Origin of the sequence: Streptomyces collinus (assembly GCF_031348265.1) — a bacterium.
In the GTDB taxonomy this organism is placed as follows: domain Bacteria; phylum Actinomycetota; class Actinomycetes; order Streptomycetales; family Streptomycetaceae; genus Streptomyces; species Streptomyces collinus.
In genome coordinates this window covers 3,585,824-3,605,666 of the sequence record NZ_CP133771.1, presented here as the reverse complement: position 1 = coordinate 3,605,666, position 19,843 = coordinate 3,585,824, and the positions used below count along the sequence as shown (strand labels likewise).

General features: G+C 71.1%; 16 protein-coding genes and 1 riboswitch. Of the genes, 15 read left to right on the top strand and 1 reads right to left on the bottom strand.

Features of this window, described 5'->3' with window-relative positions:
• Positions 1-287: 287 nt before the first annotated feature.
• Positions 288-3,845, top strand: a complete 3,558-nt coding sequence (mfd, locus tag RFN52_RS16160; protein ID WP_184847167.1) for a transcription-repair coupling factor — start codon at positions 288-290, stop codon at positions 3,843-3,845.
• Positions 3,846-4,009: 164 nt separating this feature from the next.
• Here the strand turns inward: mfd and RFN52_RS16155 are convergent, their stop codons facing one another.
• Positions 4,010-4,195, bottom strand: a complete 186-nt coding sequence (locus tag RFN52_RS16155) for an antitoxin (protein ID WP_033312056.1) — start codon at positions 4,193-4,195, stop codon at positions 4,010-4,012.
• Positions 4,196-4,357: 162 nt separating this feature from the next.
• On the opposite strand from RFN52_RS16155, the gene RFN52_RS16150 reads away from it, so the two are divergent.
• The 14 genes from RFN52_RS16150 to RFN52_RS16085 all read left to right on the top strand — a co-directional run bounded on the left by RFN52_RS16150 (position 4,358) and on the right by RFN52_RS16085 (position 19,806).
• Positions 4,358-5,134: an HNH endonuclease family protein gene (locus RFN52_RS16150; protein ID WP_311240964.1), complete on the top strand. Its 777-nt coding sequence runs from the start codon at positions 4,358-4,360 to the stop codon at positions 5,132-5,134.
• Positions 5,135-5,441: 307 nt separating this feature from the next.
• Entirely contained in the window at positions 5,442-6,188 is a 747-nt protein-coding gene (locus RFN52_RS16145; protein WP_184847165.1) for a GNAT family N-acetyltransferase, read from the top strand.
• Between the two features lie 183 nt (positions 6,189-6,371).
• Positions 6,372-7,001: a hypothetical protein gene (locus tag RFN52_RS16140; RefSeq protein WP_184847163.1), complete on the top strand. Its 630-nt coding sequence runs from the start codon at positions 6,372-6,374 to the stop codon at positions 6,999-7,001.
• A 38-nt stretch (positions 7,002-7,039) separates the two neighbouring features.
• Positions 7,040-8,536, top strand: coding sequence for a serine/threonine-protein kinase (locus RFN52_RS16135; protein WP_311241223.1), 1,497 nt, complete (start codon positions 7,040-7,042; stop codon positions 8,534-8,536).
• Between the two features lie 265 nt (positions 8,537-8,801).
• Positions 8,802-9,449, top strand: a complete 648-nt coding sequence (locus RFN52_RS16130; protein WP_184847158.1) for a SurA N-terminal domain-containing protein — start codon at positions 8,802-8,804, stop codon at positions 9,447-9,449.
• Between the two features lie 86 nt (positions 9,450-9,535).
• Complete coding sequence (locus RFN52_RS16125; protein WP_184847156.1) at positions 9,536-10,555, top strand: nucleoside triphosphate pyrophosphohydrolase; 1,020 nt, start codon at positions 9,536-9,538, stop codon at positions 10,553-10,555.
• Positions 10,556-10,882: 327 nt separating this feature from the next.
• A complete protein-coding gene (locus tag RFN52_RS16120; RefSeq protein WP_184847154.1) occupies positions 10,883-12,181 on the top strand; it encodes a cytochrome P450 family protein in 1,299 nt (432 codons plus the stop codon).
• A gap of 120 nt (positions 12,182-12,301) precedes the next feature.
• Entirely contained in the window at positions 12,302-13,255 is a 954-nt protein-coding gene (locus RFN52_RS16115) for a LysM peptidoglycan-binding domain-containing protein (RefSeq protein WP_184847152.1), read from the top strand.
• A gap of 229 nt (positions 13,256-13,484) precedes the next feature.
• A riboswitch (cyclic di-AMP (ydaO/yuaA leader) is annotated at positions 13,485-13,651 on the top strand.
• A 4-nt stretch (positions 13,652-13,655) separates the two neighbouring features.
• The gene (locus tag RFN52_RS16110) at positions 13,656-14,348 is read left to right on the top strand and encodes a LysM peptidoglycan-binding domain-containing protein (protein WP_184847151.1); all 693 of its coding nucleotides are present in this window, start codon (positions 13,656-13,658) and stop codon (positions 14,346-14,348) included.
• A 274-nt stretch (positions 14,349-14,622) separates the two neighbouring features.
• Entirely contained in the window at positions 14,623-15,903 is a 1,281-nt protein-coding gene (gene eno / locus RFN52_RS16105) for a phosphopyruvate hydratase (protein ID WP_030844816.1), read from the top strand.
• Positions 15,904-16,004: 101 nt separating this feature from the next.
• On the top strand, positions 16,005-16,481 hold the full coding sequence (locus RFN52_RS16100) for an FtsB family cell division protein (protein ID WP_033312045.1): 477 nt from the start codon (positions 16,005-16,007) through the stop codon (positions 16,479-16,481).
• 47 nt (positions 16,482-16,528) lie between these two features.
• Positions 16,529-17,059 carry a DUF501 domain-containing protein gene (locus RFN52_RS16095; RefSeq protein ID WP_107457096.1) on the top strand — a complete coding sequence of 177 codons (531 nt, stop codon included), beginning with the start codon at positions 16,529-16,531 and terminating at the stop codon, positions 17,057-17,059.
• On the top strand, positions 17,056-17,997 hold the full coding sequence (locus tag RFN52_RS16090) for a Ppx/GppA phosphatase family protein (RefSeq protein ID WP_184847149.1): 942 nt from the start codon (positions 17,056-17,058) through the stop codon (positions 17,995-17,997). Before RFN52_RS16095 ends, RFN52_RS16090 begins: the two co-directional genes overlap by 4 nt.
• Positions 17,998-18,417: 420 nt before the next feature.
• Positions 18,418-19,806, top strand: a complete 1,389-nt coding sequence (locus RFN52_RS16085) for an NAD(P)/FAD-dependent oxidoreductase (protein ID WP_184847147.1) — start codon at positions 18,418-18,420, stop codon at positions 19,804-19,806.
• Positions 19,807-19,843 lie beyond the last annotated feature (37 nt).

Sequence of the window (19,843 nt, the reverse complement as noted above, 5' to 3'; positions counted from 1 at the left end):
CATGGGCCCGGGGCCGTGGGCCGGGAGCCGGGGGCCGTGGGGCCGTGGGCCGGGAGCGGGGCTTCCCGGTCGGCGCGCCCTCCCGGAGCCGCGCCGGACAGCGACGGTGTTCGCCCCGGGGAGAACGGGCGTTATCCACAGGCCCGCCGCGCGGGCGCGCATCGTCGTACGCTGGAGACCCCCCGGCCCGCGGCGCGCGTCAGGCCCGTCGTCTTGCCCACCCCCTGCCCTCGACATGCCCGCCCCCGCCCGTCGACCTGCCCACCCCCCTGGACGGAAAGCCCCGAATGAGCCTGCACGGTCTGCTCGACGCCGTAGTCAAGGACGCCGCCCTCGCGGAAGCGATCAGGGCGGCCGCAGACGGCAACCGCATGCACGTCGACATGGTCGGCCCCCCTGCGGCCCGCCCCTTCGCAGTCGCCGCCCTGGCCCGTGAGACGGGCCGCCCGGTGCTGGCGGTCACGGCGACGGGCCGTGAGGCGGAGGACCTGGCCGCGGCCCTGCGCTCCCTCCTGCCGGCCGAGGAGGTCGTGGAGTACCCGTCCTGGGAGACACTCCCGCACGAGCGGCTCAGCCCCCGCAGCGACACCGTCGGCCGCCGCCTGGCCGTGCTGCGCCGCCTCGCCCACCCCCGCCCCGACGACCCCGAGACCGGCCCGGTCTCCGTCGTCGTCGCGCCCGTTCGGTCCGTGCTCCAGCCGCAGGTCAAGGGCCTCGGCGACCTGGAACCGGTCTCCCTGAGAACGGGGCAGACCACCGACCTCAACGAGATCGTCGAAGCCCTCGCCGCAGCCGCCTACGCGCGCGTGGAGCTCGTCGAGAAGCGCGGCGAGTTCGCCGTACGCGGCGGCATCCTCGACGTGTTCCCGCCCACCGAGGAACACCCCCTGCGCGTCGAGTTCTGGGGCGACGACGTCGAGGAGATCCGCTACTTCAAGGTCGCCGACCAGCGCTCCCTCGAAGTCGCCGAGCACGGCCTGTGGGCACCGCCGTGCCGCGAGCTACTGCTCACCGAGGACGTCCGCACGCGCGCGGCCGCCCTCGCCGAACAGCACCCCGAGCTCGGCGAACTGCTCGGCAAGATCGCCGAGGGCATCGCCGTCGAGGGCATGGAGTCCCTCGCGCCGGTCCTCGTCGACGACATGGAGCTGCTGCTCGACGTGCTGCCCAAGGGCGCCATGGCCGTCGTGTGCGACCCGGAGCGGGTCCGCACGCGCGCATCGGACCTCGTGGCCACCTCACAGGAGTTCCTCCAGGCATCCTGGGCCGCCACCGCCGGGGGCGGCGAGGCGCCCATCGACGTCGGCGCGGCCTCCCTGTGGTCCATCGCGGATGTCCGGGACCGCGCCCGTCAGCTGGACATGATGTGGTGGTCGGTGTCGCCGTTCGCCGCCGACGAGACGCTCACCTTTGCCGCTGACGCGGCGGGCGACGGGGACACCCTCAAGTTCGGCATGCACGCCCCGGAGACCTACCGCGGCGACACCGCCAAGGCGCTCGCCGACACCAAGGGCTGGCTCGCCGACGGCTGGCGCGCGGTGTTCGTCACCGAGGGCCACGGCCCTGCGGCCCGCACGGTCGAGGTGCTGGGGAGCGAGGGCATCGCCGCCCGCCTGGACGGGGACCTCGCCGAGATCTCCCCCTCCGTCGTGCACGTGGCATGCGGCTCGATCGAGCACGGCTTCGTCGACGACACCCTCAGACTCGCCGTCCTCACCGAGACGGACCTGTCGGGCCAGAAGGCTTCCGGCCGCGAGGGCGCCCGCATGCCGGCCCGCCGCCGCAAGACCATCGACCCGCTCACCCTGGAGCCGGGCGACTACATCGTCCACGAGCAGCACGGCGTGGGCCGCTACATCGAGATGGTGCAGCGCACCGTGCAGGGCGCCACCCGCGAGTACCTGGTCGTCGAGTACGCCCCCGCCAAGCGCGGCCAGCCCGGCGACCGCCTCTACATCCCCACCGACCAGCTGGAGCAGATCACCAAGTACGTCGGCGGCGAGGCCCCCACCCTGCACCGCCTCGGCGGCGCCGACTGGACGAAGACGAAGGCCCGCGCGAAGAAGGCCGTCAAGGAGATCGCGGCCGACCTCATCAAGCTGTACAGCGCGCGCATGGCCGCCCCCGGGCACGCCTTCGGGGCGGACACCCCCTGGCAGCGCGAACTGGAGGACGCCTTCCCCTACGCGGAGACGCCCGACCAGCTCACCACCATCGCCGAGGTCAAGGAGGACATGGAGAAGACGGTCCCGATGGACCGCCTGATCTGCGGCGACGTCGGCTACGGCAAGACCGAGATCGCGGTCCGGGCCGCCTTCAAGGCCGTCCAGGACGGCAAGCAGGTGGCCGTCCTGGTCCCCACGACCCTGCTGGTCCAGCAGCACTTCGGGACGTTCAGCGAGCGGTACGCGCAGTTCCCCGTCAACGTGAAGGCCCTGTCCCGCTTCCAGACCGACACCGAGGCCAAGGCCGTCCTGGAGGGCCTGCGCGAGGGCTCGGTCGACATCGTCATCGGCACCCACCGGCTGTTCTCGTCCGAGACGAAGTTCAAGGACCTGGGCCTGGTCATCGTCGACGAGGAGCAGCGCTTCGGCGTCGAGCACAAGGAGCAGCTGAAGAAGCTCCGGGCCAACGTCGACGTGCTGACGATGTCCGCGACCCCGATCCCCAGGACGCTGGAGATGGCGGTCACCGGCATCCGCGAGATGTCGACGATCACCACCCCGCCGGAGGAGCGCCACCCGGTGCTCACCTTCGTCGGCCCCTACGAGGAGAAGCAGATCGGCGCCGCCATCCGCCGCGAACTGCTGCGCGAGGGCCAGGTCTTCTACATCCACAACCGGGTCGAGTCCATCGACCGCGCGGCGGCCCGGCTGCGCGAGATCGTGCCCGAGGCGCGCATCGCCACCGCGCACGGGCAGATGTCGGAGTCGGCGCTGGAGCAGGTCGTCGTCGACTTCTGGGAGAAGAAGTTCGACGTGCTGGTGTCCACGACGATCGTGGAGTCCGGCATCGACATCTCCAACGCCAACACCCTGATCGTGGAGCGCGGCGACAACTTCGGCCTCAGCCAGCTCCACCAGCTGCGTGGCCGGGTGGGCCGTGGTCGCGAGCGCGGCTACGCGTACTTCCTGTACCCGCCGGAGAAGCCCCTGACCGAGACCGCGCACGAGCGGCTCGCGACCATCGCCCAGCACACGGAGATGGGCGCCGGTATGTACGTGGCCATGAAGGACCTGGAGATCCGCGGCGCGGGCAACCTCCTCGGCGGCGAGCAGTCCGGACACATCGCGGGCGTCGGCTTCGACCTGTACGTGCGGATGGTCGGCGAGGCCGTCGCGGACTACCGGCGCCAGCTGGAGACCGGCGAGATCGAGGAGGAGCCGCCGCTCGAGGTCAAGATCGAGCTGCCCGTCGACGCGCACGTCCCACACGACTACGCCCCCGGCGAGCGCCTCCGCCTCCAGGCCTACCGCGCCATCGCCTCCGCCAACAGCGAGGAGGACATCAAGGCGGTCCGCGAGGAACTCGTCGACCGCTACGGCAAGCTGCCCGAACCGGTGGAGAACCTGCTGCTCGTCGCGGGCCTGCGCATGTTCGCGCGTGCGTGCGGCGTCGGCGAGATCGTGCTGCAGGGCAACAACATCCGGTTCGCGCCGGTGGAGTTGCGCGAGTCGCAGGAGCTGCGGGTCAAGCGGCTGTACCCCGGGGTCGTCCTCAAACCGGCGGTGCACCAAGTGCTGGTGCCGCGCCCGAAGACGGCGAAGGTCGGCGGAAAGCCCCTGGTCGGCCGGGAACTGCTGGCGTGGGTGGGGGAGTTCCTGACGTCGGTGCTGGGGTCCTGACGCCGGGGGGCTGAAATCAGGGGGCCCGGCGGTGCTCACGCCGAGGCCGTGCAAGGCGCTACCGGACGGGCGTTGCCGGATCCGGACACGGGAAGCCGCCCGCAGGAGACACATCCAGGTCTCCGCGGACGGCCCCGAAGTCGGAGACCTTGGTGTCGGAGGCCTTACTGCTGTTCGGGCCGGTCGCGGTCGCGGTCCATGCCCAGCGAGCCCTCGACGCGCTGCTGGCCGGAGTCGACCTGGTCCTCGTACTTGCCGCCGGTCCTCTCGTTGATCCGCTGTTCCGCGGTGTCAGAGCCTTGCTTGCCCTTGTTCCGCGCCTGGCTCTTGAACTTGTCGAAGATGCCCATGCAAAGCTCCCTCCGGAGGTGACTCAGAACCGACGATACGCGTGAGATGCGAAGTATGCGCAGTGAGGCCTGATGTGGTCTGAACCTCTGCCTCGCTACCGTGGGACCCGGCACGGGCCGCCCGTGCCGGAGCGGAACAGGCAGACAGAGGAGGGGCGCACGGTGACGCGTCTGAGGGGCGGGGCGGCACTGGCTGTCGCGATGGTGTTCACCGGTTCGGCGCTGGCCGGCTGCGAGGGCCTGGCCCCGCCCGTGGACGGCGGCGGAGCCTCCGCTTCCGGCGCCCCGGCCGCCGGCGACGGACGGGCCGCGAACCCGCTGGACAACCCGGACGGCACCAAACCGGGGCTGGCGGCGATCACTTCCGACGCCGACAAGGAGCGGGCGCGTGCCCTCATCGAGAAGGTCGCGACAAAGGGCCGCGGCCCCAGGACGGGCTACGAACGGGAGAAGTTCGGCTACGCCTGGATGGACTCGGCACCGCGCGACGTCCCGTTCTCCCGCAATGGCTGCGACACGCGGAACGACCTCCTGAAGCGAGACGGGGAGGAGGTGCGCTTCCGGTCGGGATCGGACTGCGTCGTCACCTCGCTGACGCTGCACGACCCGTACACCGGGGAGGTCATCGAGTGGACCAAGTCCCATGCGATCAAGGTCCAGATAGACCACGTCATGCCGCTGTCGTACGACTGGCAGATGGGCGCCTCGCGCTGGACGAAGGACAAGCGGGAGTCCATCGCCAACGACCCGCTCAACCTCGTCCCGGTGGACGGACCGACCAACGGCTCGAAGGGGGACTCAGGACCGGCGTCCTGGCTGCCCCCGAACAAGCGGATCCGCTGCGCCTACTCCGTGCGCTTCGCCCAGGTGTCGCTGAAGTACGAACTCCCCGTGACCGCGCCCGACAAGGACATGATGCTGAAGCAGTGCGGCGGGTAGGAGCCGGTCGGCCGACCGGCTGCCGTGGATCGAGGAGTGACGGATGCCGAGTGGACTCATCGCGCCGGCACTCGGCGGATCTGCTCGCGTAAAGCGCCACCGCCCCGGTGGTCCTCGTCTTCCTCATGGCCGTCATGGTGGTTGCCGCCCAGCGGGCCAGGCCTCACCGGGCGGCGGACCGCGTGCCCGCCCGGTAATCAGGTCCCGGGAAGTCCGACAATCCGGTTCCGGGCCGTCTGATGATCCGGTTGGGGGCCTTCCGGTAATCCGGTACCGGGTGGTCCACCCGGTACCTACCCTTGATCACATGCAGCCGAAGATATCGAGCCTCGCCGATCGCCCGGACATGCTGGAGCGGGTCGTCGAGATGGCGGACAGCTGGCCGGAGTTCGTGGTCCAGGACCTCGTCGGTGCCGCCCACTTCCCGCGGATCGCCACCGAACTCCCGGAGTACGTCCTGTTCGCCGAGGACGAGCAGGGCGAGGTCGTGGCCAACGCCTACAGCGTGCCGGTCGCCCTCGGCACCGAGAGCCGCGGCGGCCGGCTGCCGGCCAACGGCTGGGACGCGATGCTGGTGTGGGCCTTCTCCGATCTGCGCAGAGGAGTACGGCCCGACACGGTGAGCGCCGTCTCGGTCTCCATCGCCCCGCAGGCACAGGGCCGCGGCCTGTCCGCGCTGATGCTCGCGGCCATGCGCGACAACGCCCGGGCCCGCGGCTTCCGCGAGGTCGTCGCCCCGGTCCGCCCCAACGCCAAACACCTGGAACCCCGTACGCCGATGGAGGAGTACGCCCACCGCGTCCGCCCCGACGGCCTGCCCCAGGACCCTTGGCTGCGCGTCCACGCCCGCGCCGGAGCCACGATCGACTCGGTGGCACCGGCGTCCATGACGGTGTCCGCCCCGCTCGCCCACTGGCGCCGCTGGACGGGCCTGCCCTTCGACACCGACGGCGACATCGAGGTGCCGGGCGCCCTGGTGCCCGTGCGCTGCGAGGTGGAGCGCGGGTACGCGGTGTACGTCGAGCCCAACGTGTGGATGCGGCACCCTCTGTAAGGGGTGACGGACGGTACGACCTACGACGGGACTACGACGGGCTGTTCACACGAAGTGATCAGCATGACAACGGTTCGGTACAACCCGTGACCGGTTGTCCGTGTCGGGCTATACGCTCGGATTCCCCATCAGGGTCTGTCACTCGCACGTCCGTCCTCATCGGCCACCGGTCCAGGAGCAGTCATGTACGGCCACGGCGCGGCGCCGCCTCCCCGCAGCGCGGCAACGGTCATCTCCCTGCGCGTACTGTTCGCAGCAGCCGGCTTCCTCACGTGCGGCGTGCTGGCCTGCGTACCGCTGTTCCGGGTGGCCGTGCTGCGCGGACGGGTCCTCGACTGGGTGCTGGCCTGGGTGAGTCTGCCGCTGTCCATCGCGGGCTTCGCCGTGATCGGCTCCCTGCCGGAGGACGACTACCGGACCGACATCGCGCTGGCCATGATCCTCCTCCTCGGAGCGGGCGCCGCCATCTACTTCCTCGTCGTGGACATCGGCCACCACGGCGAGCAGCGCAGGTTCACCGGCTACGCGTCGCCGCACTCGCCGACCGTCGTGCAGACCCCGTACGGCTATCCGCACCAGGCGCCGCCGTACGCCCCGACGTCCACGCCCGTCCCGCAGCCCCCGGGGCCCCACACGCCCGCCCCGCACGACACGCCCCGGGTCGCGGGCCCCGCCCAGCCGCCCCCGTCGCCCCAGCGCCCCGCCCCGGCCCGTATCGACCAGGTCCGCGCCGAACTCGACGAGCTCAGCGACTACCTGCGCCGGCACGAGGGCGAAGGCCACCGGGACGGCCGCCGCGAGGACGGAAGGTGACCGCGGCGGCAGGACGTGTCGTCGCCGGGCGCTACGAACTGTCCGCCGTCCTCGGGCAGGGCGGCATGGGCCAAGTGTGGACGGCGTACGACCAGCGGCTCGACCGGCGCGTGGCGGTGAAGCTGCTGCGCCCCGACAAGGTGGCCGGACAGGACGCGGAGGAACTGCGCCGCCGTTTCGTGCGCGAGTGCCGGGTGACGGCGCAGGTCGACCACCCCGGGCTGGTCACCGTGCACGACGCGGGCAGTGAGGGCGAGGAGTTGTTCCTCGTCATGCAGTACATCGACGGCGCCGACCTCGCCGGTCACCTCGCCGAGCACACCCCGTACCCCTGGCAGTGGGCGGTCGCGGTCGCCGCGCAGTTGTGCGCCGTGCTCAGCGCTGTGCATGCCGTGCCGATCGTCCACCGCGACCTCAAGCCGCGCAACGTGATGGTGAAGCAGGACGGCACGGTCACCGTCCTCGACCTCGGCGTCGCCTCCGTCATGGACGCTGACACCACCCGCCTCACCCACACCGGCACGCCCATCGGCTCGCCCGCCTACATGGCCCCGGAGCAGGCCATGGGCGGCGCGGTCGGCCCCTACACCGACCTGTACGCGCTCGGCGTGGTCCTGCACGAACTGCTCAGCGGCGACGTGCCCTTCTCCGGCTCCACGGCCCTCGGCGTCCTGCACCGGCACCTGTACGAGCCCCCGCTGCCCGTACGTCAGGTCCGCCCCGAAGTCCCCGAGGCCCTGGAGGCCCTCGTCCTGCGCCTCCTCGCCAAGGACCCGCAGCACCGGCCCGCCTCCGCGCAGGAGGTCTACGAGCACCTGGAACTGCTCCTGCCCGCGCGTGGGACGCCAACCGGAGCGGCCCTGGATCCCACCCGCCCGTTCCTGCGCCCGCACGCCCCCTGGCCGGATCGTGCGCGCACCCCCGCGCCCCAGCCCACTCCCGCCACACCCGTCACCGAGACGCCGGGGCAGACGGACATCGCCCGCGCCGTCGACGAGGTCAAACGGCTCCTCGGTGAAGGCCGCGTCACCCAGGCCGTCGACATCCTCGGGGCGATCCTGCCCGCCGCCGCCGAACAGCACGGCGCGCACTCCCCGGTCGTCCGCACCCTGCGCAAGCAGTACGCGGCCACGCTCCTGGACGACGGCCAGTACCGGCGCGCCCTGCCCGAACTGCGCCGTCTCGCCGACGAACGCGCCGCCGAGGCGGGCCAGGCCGACCCGCAGGCCCTGCGCTACCGCTACGAGGCCGCACAGTGCCTCGAACAGCTGGGCGAACCGGCCGCCGCGCTCGCCGAGTACCGGGCCGTGCTGCCGTACTACGAGAACCAGTACGTCGCCGCCGGCGGCCCGGAACTCGCGCACGACGTCCGCCGCCGTATCGGGCACCTCCTGCTCGCCCTCGGCGACCGGGGCGCCGCCCACGACACCCTGGCCCGCCTGCTGCACGACGTCGAACGCACCCATGGCCCCGGGCACCCGCTCGGCGCGGAGATCCGCAGGACGCTGCAGTGGCTGGGGCAGGTCCGCGGCTGAGGACCGCCCCGCGGCCGCTCCGCCCCACGACCTTCCCGCCACTGCCCCGCGACCTTTCCGCCACCGTCCCGCGACCGTCCCAGCCCACGTGACCGTCCCGCCACCGCCCCGCGGCCGCCCCCCGGGCCTTGCCACAGGAGGCGCGGCGGTGCCGGAAGTCCCGGTGAATCGTTGGTCGAATGGGTTGGCCAGAGCTTGGCCACTGCCTACCATCGATCATCGCAAGACCTTGTGCACCGTCGCACAATCTCCTCGGGAGGTCTCCTTGCACCGCCGCCGTCGCACCGCGCTCGTCCTCACCGCCGCGATCGCCGCCGCGGCGCCCCTGCTCACCGCCTGCGGAAACGAGGCGCATCCCGGCGCGGCAGCCGTGGTGGGCGGCCAGCGCATCACCGTCTCCCAGCTCGACGAGCGGGTCGGAGAGGTGCGCGCGGCCCAGCGGGCGGCCGTGCAGGACGAGGCCCAGTACCAGCAGGCCATCGCCAGAACGGGCACCCTCACGCGCGACACCCTGCAGACCATGGTCCTGGACCGGGTGCTGCACCGCGCCGCCGAGGACGCCGGCGTGACCGTCTCCCGCAAGGAGATCCAGGCGATGCGGTCAGGCCTGGAACAGCAGGCCGGCGGCGCCAAGGCCCTGGAGAGGACCTGGCTCCAGCAGTACGGCATCCCTCCGCAGCGCCTCGACGAGAACCTCCGCCTCCAGCTGGAGGCCCAGAAGCTCGCCGAGAAGCTCGGCACGGACACCGGCCGCCCCGAGTTCTGGAAGGCCCTCTCCGACGCCTCCAAGGACCTGAACATCGACCTCAACCCCCGCTACGGCACCTGGGACGTCCAGAAGAGCAGCCGCGCGGACGCCAAGACGCCGTGGGTCCGGGACGTCACGACGGCACAGACCCAGCAGGGCATGTAGAGCCGCCGGGCCTGGCCTCCTTCCGGGGCCCGTGGGCCCTGTGGATAACTTCGGGTGCTGTCGGCGGCGTGGGATAGCTTCGAACCGTGAACGCCAACAGCCCCGAAGCCACCCCGGGCCCCGAGCGGACCGCTCCCGACGCGGCCGCCGCCCCCGGCCGCATCGTCCTGCTCACCACCAGCCACCGCGTCGCCCCCGGTCTGCTCTCCTGGCCCGCCTGGCAGGCACTGCACACGGCGGACCGGGTGCTGTGCGCGGACGGCGCCCATCCGCAGCTGCCGTATCTGCGCGAAGCGGGGATCACCGTCGCCGAGGCGTCCCCGACCGCCCAGGAGCTGGTCGACGCCTGCGCCGGCGGACACACGGTGGTCGTGGTGGCGACGGGCGAGGGCGAACCGGTCCTGACGGACGGCCTGGCCCGCCTCGCCGGCACCGGCCGTATCGCCATGCCCGAGCTGGAGCTGCTGCCCGCCTCCTACGACCTCCCGGGCGCCCGGCTCCTCGACCTCGTCCAGGTCATGGACCGCATCCGCGTCGAATGCCCCTGGTCCTCCCGGCAGACCCACGAGGGTCTGGCCAAGTACGGCATCGAGGAGGCGTACGAACTGGTCGAGGCGATCGAGGAGGGCGACCGCGACGAACTGCGCGAGGAGCTAGGCGACGTCCTGCTCCAGGTCGTCTTCCACGCCCGCATCGCCGAGGAGGGCCGCCCGGAGGACGGCGAGGAGCCCTTCTCCATCGACGACGTGGCCGGCGGCATCGTCGCCAAGCTGATCCACCGCCACCCGCACGTCTTCGGTGACGAGACGGCCACCACCCCCGAGGAGGTCAAGGAGCACTGGCTGCGCACCAAGGCGGTCGAGAAGCAGCGCACCTCGGTCACCGAGGGCATACCCCTCGGCCAGCCCGGCCTGGCCCTCGCCGCCAAGCTGGCCTCCCGCACCCGCACGGCGAACCTGGACGTACCGCTCCCACCCGTCGAGGGCATCGGCTACGACCTCCTGGCCCTGGCGGTCCGCGCCGAGTCGGAGGGCGTCGACCCGGAGGCGGCCCTGAGAGCGGCGGCCCGCGCGTACCGGGACGCGATCAGGGATGCCGAGGGCTGACCGGCCCGGGGACCAAGGCGAGGGCGCCCGGAAGCCGGGGGCCAAAGGCGAGGGCTGTCCGCAGCCGGGCCGGAACCCTGGCGGCCGGTAGCCCGGTAGCCCGGTGGCCAGGGCCGGAGGCGGGGCTGTCCGCAGCCGGGCCGGAACCCTGGCGCCCGGAAGCCCGGAAGCCCGGAAGCCCGGAAGCCCGGAAGCCCGGAAGCCCGGAAGCCCGGGGCCGGAGGCCGGAACCCCGGAAGCCGGAACATCGCCAGGGACAGCCCAGACCAGACCAGCCCAACCACAACAGACGCAGAAGCGCGCCCGGAAGCCGGATACGGTCGACGCGTGACCGACCAGCCCCAGCCCAGCACGCCCGCGACCGCTCCCGACCTCTTCACCTGGGAGTTCGCGAGTGACCCCTACCCCGCCTACGCCTGGCTCCGCGAGCACAGCCCCGTCCACAAGACGCGGCTCCCCAGTGGTGTGGAGGCCTGGCTGGTCACGCGGTACGCCGACGCCAAGCAGACGCTCGCCGACAGCCGGCTCTCCAAGAATCCCGCGCATCACGACGAACCGGCGCACGCCAAGGGCAAGACCGGTATCCCCGGGGAGCGCAAGGCGGAGCTGATGACGCATCTGCTCAACATCGACCCGCCGGACCACACCCGGCTGCGCCGGCTGGTGTCCAAGGCGTTCACCCCGCGCCGGGTCGCCGAGTTCGCGCCACGGGTGCAGGAGCTCACCGACACCCTCATCGACGGGTTCGCGCGGAAGGGATCCGCCGACCTGATCCACGAGTTCGCCTTCCCGCTCCCCATCTACGCCATCTGCGACCTGCTCGGCGTCCCGCGCGAGGACCAGGACGACTTCCGCGACTGGGCGGGCATGATGATCCGCCACCAGGGTGGGCCGCGGGGCGGCGTGGCGCGGTCCGTGAAGAAGATGCGCGGCTACCTCGCCGACCTCATCCACCGCAAGCGCGAGGCGCTGCCCGCCGAGCCCGCCCCGGGCGAGGACCTCATCTCCGGTCTCATCCGCGCCTCCGACCACGGCGAGCACCTCACCGAGAACGAGGCGGCGGCCATGGCCTTCATCCTGCTGTTCGCCGGTTTCGAGACGACCGTGAACCTGATCGGCAACGGCACCTACGCCCTGCTCACCCACCCCGGGCAGCGCACGCGGCTCCAGGCGTCCCTCGCCGCGGGGGAGACCGGCCTGCTGGAGACCGGCGTCGAGGAACTCCTCCGCTACGACGGCCCCGTCGAACTCGCCACCTGGCGCTTCGCCACGCAGCCCCTCACCCTCGGCGGGCAGCACATCGAGGCCGGCGACCCCGTCCTCGTGGTCCTGGCCGCCGCGGACCGGGACCCGGAGCGGTTCGCCGATCCGGACGTGCTGGACCTCTCCCGCCGCGACAACCAGCACCTCGGGTACGGCCACGGCATCCACTACTGCCTCGGTGCCCCGCTCGCCCGCCTGGAGGGCCAGACCGCGCTCGCCACCCTGCTCACCCGCCTCCCGGACCTCCGGCTCGCGGCGGATCCGGCCGAGCTTCGGTGGCGCGGCGGCCTCATCATGCGGGGGCTGCGCACGCTGCCGGTGGAGTTCGCACCGGCCGGACATGACGAAACATCAGACCTGTGATCTTCACGTGATCTGCGCGGCATGAACTTGTGACAAGTGATCGACTGCCGATACGTTCACCCATCAACGCGGCGGGGAATCGCGCCGCACGGTCACTGCTGTCTCGCGAAAGGTCTCCGTATGCTCTCCGGGAACGGTCGGCACCGCCGCCCCCGTCAGGCTCCGGCTCTCCTCGTGGCGGCAGGAGTGACCGGCTCCGCCATCGCGATCCCGCTCCTCGGGGCCTCCGGTGCCAGCGCGGCCGACGGCACGACCTGGGACCGGGTCGCGGACTGCGAGACCGGCGGCGCCTGGAGCCAGAACAGCGGCAACGGCTACTACGGCGGCCTGCAGTTGTCCCAGGACGACTGGGAGAAGCACGGCGGCCTCGACTACGCCGCGAGCGCCGATCTGGCCAGCCGCTCCCAGCAGATAGCCGTGGCGGAGAGAATCCTCGCCGACCAGGGGGTCGGCGCATGGCGCACCTGCGGGCTGCTCTCGGGGCTCCAGCAGGACAAGGGGTCGGAATCATCCGACTCATCCGAATCGTCCGGTGAGGTGGACTCGCCCGGATTGCTCGATTCGCTGGGTTCATCCCCCTCTGAGAGCCCCTCTTCATCCCCGTCCCCTGACGCGTCGTCGTCCTCGAAGGACGAAACCGCCAAGACCGACAAGTCACGTAAATCCGGCGGAACGTCGCAGAGCGAGCAGCCCGACGGCTCTCCGTCGGCCACTCCCGAGGGCGGCAAGCCGGGCGACTCGCAGCAGGGTGACGACTCCTCGGCGTCGGCCGAGACCGGCTCCGGCCGTCATCGCGGTCCCAGTGCCGACGAAACCCGCACGCCCGAGAGCGACCGCGCGGAGAAGTCCACGGGGCGTCACTCCGCGCCCGCTGACGAGAGTTCCGGCGACGCGTCCGAAGGTGCCTACATCGTGGGCATCGGCGACAGCCTCTGGTCCATCGCCGACGCCCTTCGGGTCAGCGGCGGATGGCACGCGCTCTACGAGGGCAACGAGAACGAGGTCGGCGCCGACCCGGACCTCATTCACCCCGGTCAGACGCTCACGGTCGAGGGCGAAGCGGACGAGCGGTAGCTGTTCGGGCAGTGCGGAAACCGCGGCCGAAGTCACCCCTAAACCGGGTGAGTTCACGTCACGTTTTCGTACTGAATGTCCCGTATAAGGCCGGTGAGAGATAGATCTCAGAAGCCTTGATCGTCTTTGAAATTCCGTGGATCGCGTGTCTACGGTCGTGACCGCTCGTCACCGCGAGCCCCGGCTGCCGCAACGCCGAATCCTGCCAGCGGCCGTACGGGAACAGTCGTCGCGTCAAGCGCCGTAGGCAGGAGCGGGGGACCCAAGGTAGGTGCCCGACCGGACAGTTGTGCCGGAAGGGCTTGGGGTGAAGCCGTGTCCCGGGAGGGGCGCGGCCGGGCAACTCAACCGGCCCGAACCCGACAGCTCACCTCGCAGGCGTCGGTGAGGGGATCTCTCCATGCTGTTTTCCGGCAAGGGCACGCACCGCCGTCCGTCCAAGGCCTCTCGGGTCATCGCCATCGCCGGTGTCACCGGTGCCGCCGTCGCCGCCCCGCTGATGGCGGCCGGCAACGCCTCCGCCGCCACCGCCTCCGAGTGGGACGCGGTCGCCCAGTGCGAGTCCGGCGGCAACTGGTCCATCAACACCGGCAACGGCTACTACGGCGGTCTGCAGTTCTCCGCCTCCACCTGGTCCGGCTACGGCGGCACCAAGTACGCCTCCACCGCCGACCAGGCCACCAAGGACCAGCAGATCGAGATCGCCGAGAAGGTCCTCGCGAGCCAGGGCAAGGGCGCCTGGCCGGTCTGCGGCAAGGGCCTGTCGAGCGCCGGTTACACCGGTGGCGGCTCCTCCAGCGACTCGGGCAGCTCCTCGCAGAGCCAGCAGAGCACCGAGACCCGCGAGACCCAGCAGCAGCCCGCCTCCCGCTCCGACGAGCGCCCCGCGGCCAAGAAGACCGTCACCACCCCGACCGGCAAGAAGGTCAAGAAGGGTGACGGCGAGTACAAGGTCGTCACGGGTGACACCCTGAGCTCGATCGCCGCGGACGAGAAGGTCAAGGGCGGCTGGGAGAAGCTGTACCAGCTGAACAAGGACATCATCGACGATGCCAACCTCATCTACCCGGGCCAGCAGCTGCACCTGAAGTAAGCAGCGGCCCACCCGGGCCCGCCCAGGGCCCACCAGCTCCCCGCTCCGGCGCGTCATCCCCCGTACGCACCGGAGCGGGGTTTTTTCTGCCGGACTTCGCGAACCGGCTTTGTTCCGTTCGGAAACAATTTACTCTCGGTTCTGTCCATGGGGTGGGCGACCCGGTGGCCGATCGCCCGGAGCCGGTTAGGCTCATGTCGCGAGCCACCGAGGCTCCGCACCTCGCCGGGCCCACGCGGCCCGCGTACCCGCGTCACATAAGAAGGAGATGCTCGTGCCGTCCATCGACGTCGTCGTAGCCCGGGAAATCCTGGACTCCCGAGGCAACCCCACGGTCGAGGTCGAGGTCGGCCTCGACGACGGCAGCACCGGTCGTGCCGCCGTCCCGTCCGGCGCCTCCACGGGCGCCTTCGAGGCCATCGAGCTCCGCGACGGCGACTCGAACCGCTACCTCGGCAAGGGTGTGGAGAAGGCCGTCCTCGCGGTCATCGAGCAGATCGGCCCGGAGCTGGTCGGCTATGACGCCACCGAGCAGCGCCTGATCGACCAGGCGATGTTCGACCTGGACGCCACCGACAACAAGGGCTCCCTCGGCGCCAACGCCATCCTCGGCGTCTCGCTCGCCGTCGCCCACGCCGCCTCCGAGGCCAGCGACCTGCCGCTGTTCCGCTACCTGGGCGGCCCCAACGCGCACCTGCTGCCGGTGCCGATGATGAACATCCTGAACGGCGGCTCGCACGCCGACTCCAACGTGGACATCCAGGAGTTCATGATCGCCCCGATCGGCGCGGAGTCCTTCTCCGAGGCCCTGCGCTGGGGCGCCGAGGTCTACCACACGCTGAAGAAGGTCCTGAAGAGCAAGGGCCTGGCCACCGGCCTCGGCGACGAGGGCGGCTTCGCCCCGAACCTCGGCTCCAACCGCGAGGCCCTCGACCTCATCCTGGAGGCGGTCAAGGAAGCCGGTTACACCCCCGGCGAGCAGATCGCCCTGGCGCTCGACGTCGCCGCGTCCGAGTTCTACAAGGACGGCGTCTACACCTTCGAGGGCAAGGAGCGCTCGGCGGCCGAGATGACCGAGTACTACGCGGAGCTCGTCGACGCGTACCCGCTCGTCTCCATCGAGGACCCGCTGTTCGAGGACGACTGGGAGGGCTGGAAGACCATCACCGCCAAGCTCGGTGACAAGGTCCAGCTCGTCGGCGACGACCTGTTCGTCACCAACCCCGAGCGCCTCGCCCGCGGCATCGAGGAGGGCGCGGCCAACGCGCTCCTGGTCAAGGTCAACCAGATCGGTTCGCTGACCGAGACCCTGGACGCCGTCGAGCTGGCCCAGCGCAACGGCTTCAAGTGCATGATGTCCCACCGCTCCGGCGAGACCGAGGACGTCACCATCGCCGACCTGGCCGTCGCCACCAACTGCGGCCAGATCAAGACCGGCGCCCCGGCCCGCTCCGAGCGCGTCGCCAAGTACAACCAGCTGCTGCGCATCGAGGAGATCCTCGACGACGCCGCGGTCTACGCCGGCCGCAGCGCCTTCCCGCGCTTCAAGGGCTGACCGCGCCGTAAGTAACAGCGTCGTACGTACGTCCCCGTACCCGGTCCCGTACCGTGTCCGGGGACGTACGCGCGTATGACGGTGGAGCGGGAGGCGGACAGATGGCCGTGAAGGACCGGGACCGGTTCTCCACCGCGACCAGGATCCGGTTGCTCGGCGAGCAGACCGCGGCCCGGGTCTACCGCTCCCAGACCAAGCGCCAGGCCCGCCGCTCGCGGCTGACCGGCCGGGCCGCGCTGCTCGCCCTGGTGATGTGCTCGCTGATCGTGGCCCTGGCCTACCCGATGCGGGAGTACGTCTCGCAGCGCGCCGAGATCGACGACCTCCAGCGCGAACAGCGGCAGGCCCGTGAGCGCGTCGAACGGCTGCGCGACCTGAAGGCGCGCTGGCAGGACGACGCGTACGCAGAGCAGCAGATCCGGAAGCGGTTGCACTACGTCATGCCGGGGGAGACGGGGTTCATCGTCATCGACCCGCACGCGGCGAAGCAGTCGCGCACCGACCTGGGGGCGGCGGACCGCCCTTGGTACTCCAACGTCTGGGACGGCGTCGACAAGTCCGACGCCTCCGGCCAGTGACCTGACCTCCCAGCCGGCGATCAGAGAAAGACAGCCTGAAGACAGTCATGGAAACGCCCCCGCCGACCACCCCGCGCACCGAGCCCACCGACGCGGACGTCGAGGCCTTCAAACAGCAGCTCGGCCGGCCCCCGCGCGGTCTGCGCGCGATCGCCCACCGCTGCCCGTGCGGACAGCCGGACGTCGTCGAGACGGCCCCGCGGCTGCCGGACGGGACGCCGTTCCCCACGCTGTACTACCTGACCTGCCCGCGCGCCGCCTCGGCGATCGGCACGCTGGAGGCCAACGGGGTGATGAAGGAGATGACCGAGCGGCTGGCCTCGGACCCGGAGCTGGCGGCGGCGTACCGGGCCGCGCACGAGGACTACATCCGGCGGCGCGACGAGATCGAGGAGCTGAAGAACTTCCCGAGCGCGGGCGGTATGCCGGACCGGGTGAAGTGCCTGCACGTGCTGGTGGGCCACTCGCTGGCCGCCGGCCCCGGGGTGAACCCGCTCGGCGACGAGGCGATCGCGATGCTGCCCGAGTGGTGGCGCAAGGGCCCGTGCGTGACGCCCGTCGAGGAGGACGCCCAGTGACCCGTGTCGCCGCCGTGGACTGCGGTACGAACTCCATCCGCCTCCTGGTCGCCGACGCCGACCCGGCGACCGGCGAGCTGACCGACCTGGACCGCCGGATGACGATCGTCCGGCTCGGGCAGGGCGTCGACCGCACCGGCCGGCTCGCCCCCGAGGCACTCCAGCGGACCTTCGCGGCGTGCCGCGAGTACGCCGGGATCATCAAGGAGCACGGGGCGGAGCGGCTGCGGTTCGTGGCGACCTCCGCCTCCCGGGACGCCGAGAACCGGGACGAGTTCGTGCGCGGGGTGCTGGACATCCTGGGCGTCGAGCCCGAGGTGATCTCCGGGGACCAGGAGGCCGCGTTCTCCTTCACCGGTGCCACCAAGGAGCTGACCGGGCGGGACCACCTCCCCAAGCCCTACCTGGTGGTGGACATCGGCGGCGGCTCGACCGAGTTCGTCGTGGGCGACGACCGGGTCCGCGCGGCCCGCTCGGTGGACATCGGCTGTGTCCGCATGACCGAGCGGCACCTCGTCCGGGACGGGGCGGTGAGCGACCCGCCGTCCGCGGAGCAGATCGCGGCGATGCGGGCCGACATCGAGGCCGCGCTCGACCTCGCCGAGCAGACGGTCCCGCTGCGCGAGGCGCGCACGCTGGTCGGCCTGGCCGGTTCGGTGACGACCGTGTCGGCGATCGCCCAGGAGCTGCCCGAGTACGACTCGCAGGCCATCCACCACTCCCGCGTCTCCCACGACCGGGTCCGCGAGATCACCGAGTGGCTGCTGCGCTCCACCCACGCCGAGCGCGCGGCCGTGCCGTCCATGCACCCGGGCCGGGTCGACGTGATCGGGGCGGGCGCCCTCGTCCTCCTGTCGATCATGGAGCGGATCGGTGCTGAGGAGGTCGTCGTGAGCGAGCACGACATCCTCGACGGCATCGCGTGGTCGGTCGCCTAGCCCGCTTCTGAGCAGGCATGGATCACGAATGAGCGTCTCCCGGGGGGTCCGGACGACCCCCGGGCGACAGCCCGTCGGGAAAGTTCGTGAAGTTCTTCACAAGGAATTCGGCCCTCCCGGGCGAAGAGAAGGGTCCCGTTGACCCGTCCGGGGGCTGAACAGGCCCTTGAACATGTTCAGAAGCGTGGTATGGAGGTGTCCGGGAAGAGGCTCGCGGTGACGCTCCGGAGGTCCTCACGGCGGCTCCTCGGGCACAGAGAGGCAGCTCACGCGCCATTGACAACCCTCCGCGGTGCATAAAGCGGCCCGGTTGTCACCATGACATGGATCACGCGGGCCGCGGAGGATAGCACACACCCCACCCAAGCTTGTGAAGGGGCGCACGAGCCACCCCCCTGAGTCGGGTGGATACTCGATGGCATGAGCACCACGGAGCGTCCCAGGATCCTCGTAGTAGGCGGTGGGTACGTAGGCCTGTACGCAGCTCGGCGCATCCAGAAGAAGATGCGCTACGGCGAGGCGACCGTCACGGTCGTCGACCCCCGGTCGTACATGACCTACCAGCCCTTCCTCCCCGAAGCCGCCGCCGGCAACATCTCCCCGCGCCACGTCGTCGTCCCGCTGCGACGCGTGCTGCCCAAGGCGGAGGTTCTCACCGGCCGGGTCACCACCATCGACCAGGACCGCAAGGTCGCCACGGTCTCCCCGCTGGTCGGCGAGGCCTACGAGCTGCCCTTCGACTACCTGGTGATCGCGCTCGGCGCGGTCTCCCGCACCTTCCCGATCCCCGGCCTCGCCGAGCAGGGCATCGGCATGAAGGGCGTCGAGGAGGCCATCGGCCTGCGCAACCACGTCCTGGAGCAGCTGGACAAGGCCGACTCCACCACCGACGAGGAGATCCGCCGCAAGGCGCTCACCTTCGTCTTCGTGGGCGGCGGCTTCGCCGGTGCGGAGACCATCGGCGAGGTCGAGGACATGGCCCGCGACGCCGCGAAGTACTACAAGAACGTGTCCCGTGAGGACATGCGCTTCATCCTGGTCGACGCCGCCGACAAGATCCTCCCCGAGGTCGGTCCCAAGCTCGGCAAGTACGGCAAGGAGCACCTCGAAGGCCGCGGCGTCGAGGTCTACCTGTCCACCTCCATGGACTCCTGCGTCGACGGCCACGTCGTGCTGAAGAACGGCCTGGAGGTCGACTCCAGCACCATCGTCTGGACCGCCGGCGTCAAGCCCAACCCGGCCCTGGCCCGCTACGGCCTGCCGCTGGGCCCCCGCGGTCACGTCGACTGCGAGCCGACCCTCCAGGTCAAGGGCACCGACTACATCTGGGCCGCCGGCGACAACGCCCAGGTCCCGGACCTCGTCGGCCGCAAGGCGGGCAACGAGAACGCCTGGTGCCCGCCCAACGCCCAGCACGCGCTGCGCCAGGCCAAGGTCCTCGGCGACAACGTCGTGTCCGGCATGCGGGGCTTCCCGCAGAAGGACTACGCCCACGCCAACAAGGGCGCGGTGGCCGGTCTCGGCCTCCACAAGGGCGTCGCGATGATCGTCATGGGCAAGATGAAGATCAAGCTCAAGGGCCGTCTCGCCTGGTACATGCACCGTGGCTACCACGGTCTGGCGATGCCGACCTGGAACCGCAAGATCCGCGTCTTCGCCGACTGGACCCTGGCGATGTTCCTCAAGCGCGAGGTCGTCTCCCTCGGCGCGATGGAGACGCCGCGCGAGGAGTTCTACGAGGCCGCCAAGCCGGCCCCGATCGCCGCCGCGCCGAAGGAGAAGACCGAGGAGAAGGCCAAGGCCTCCTGACCTCCGGTCGGTCATCCGTCTGACGAAGGGCCTCCCG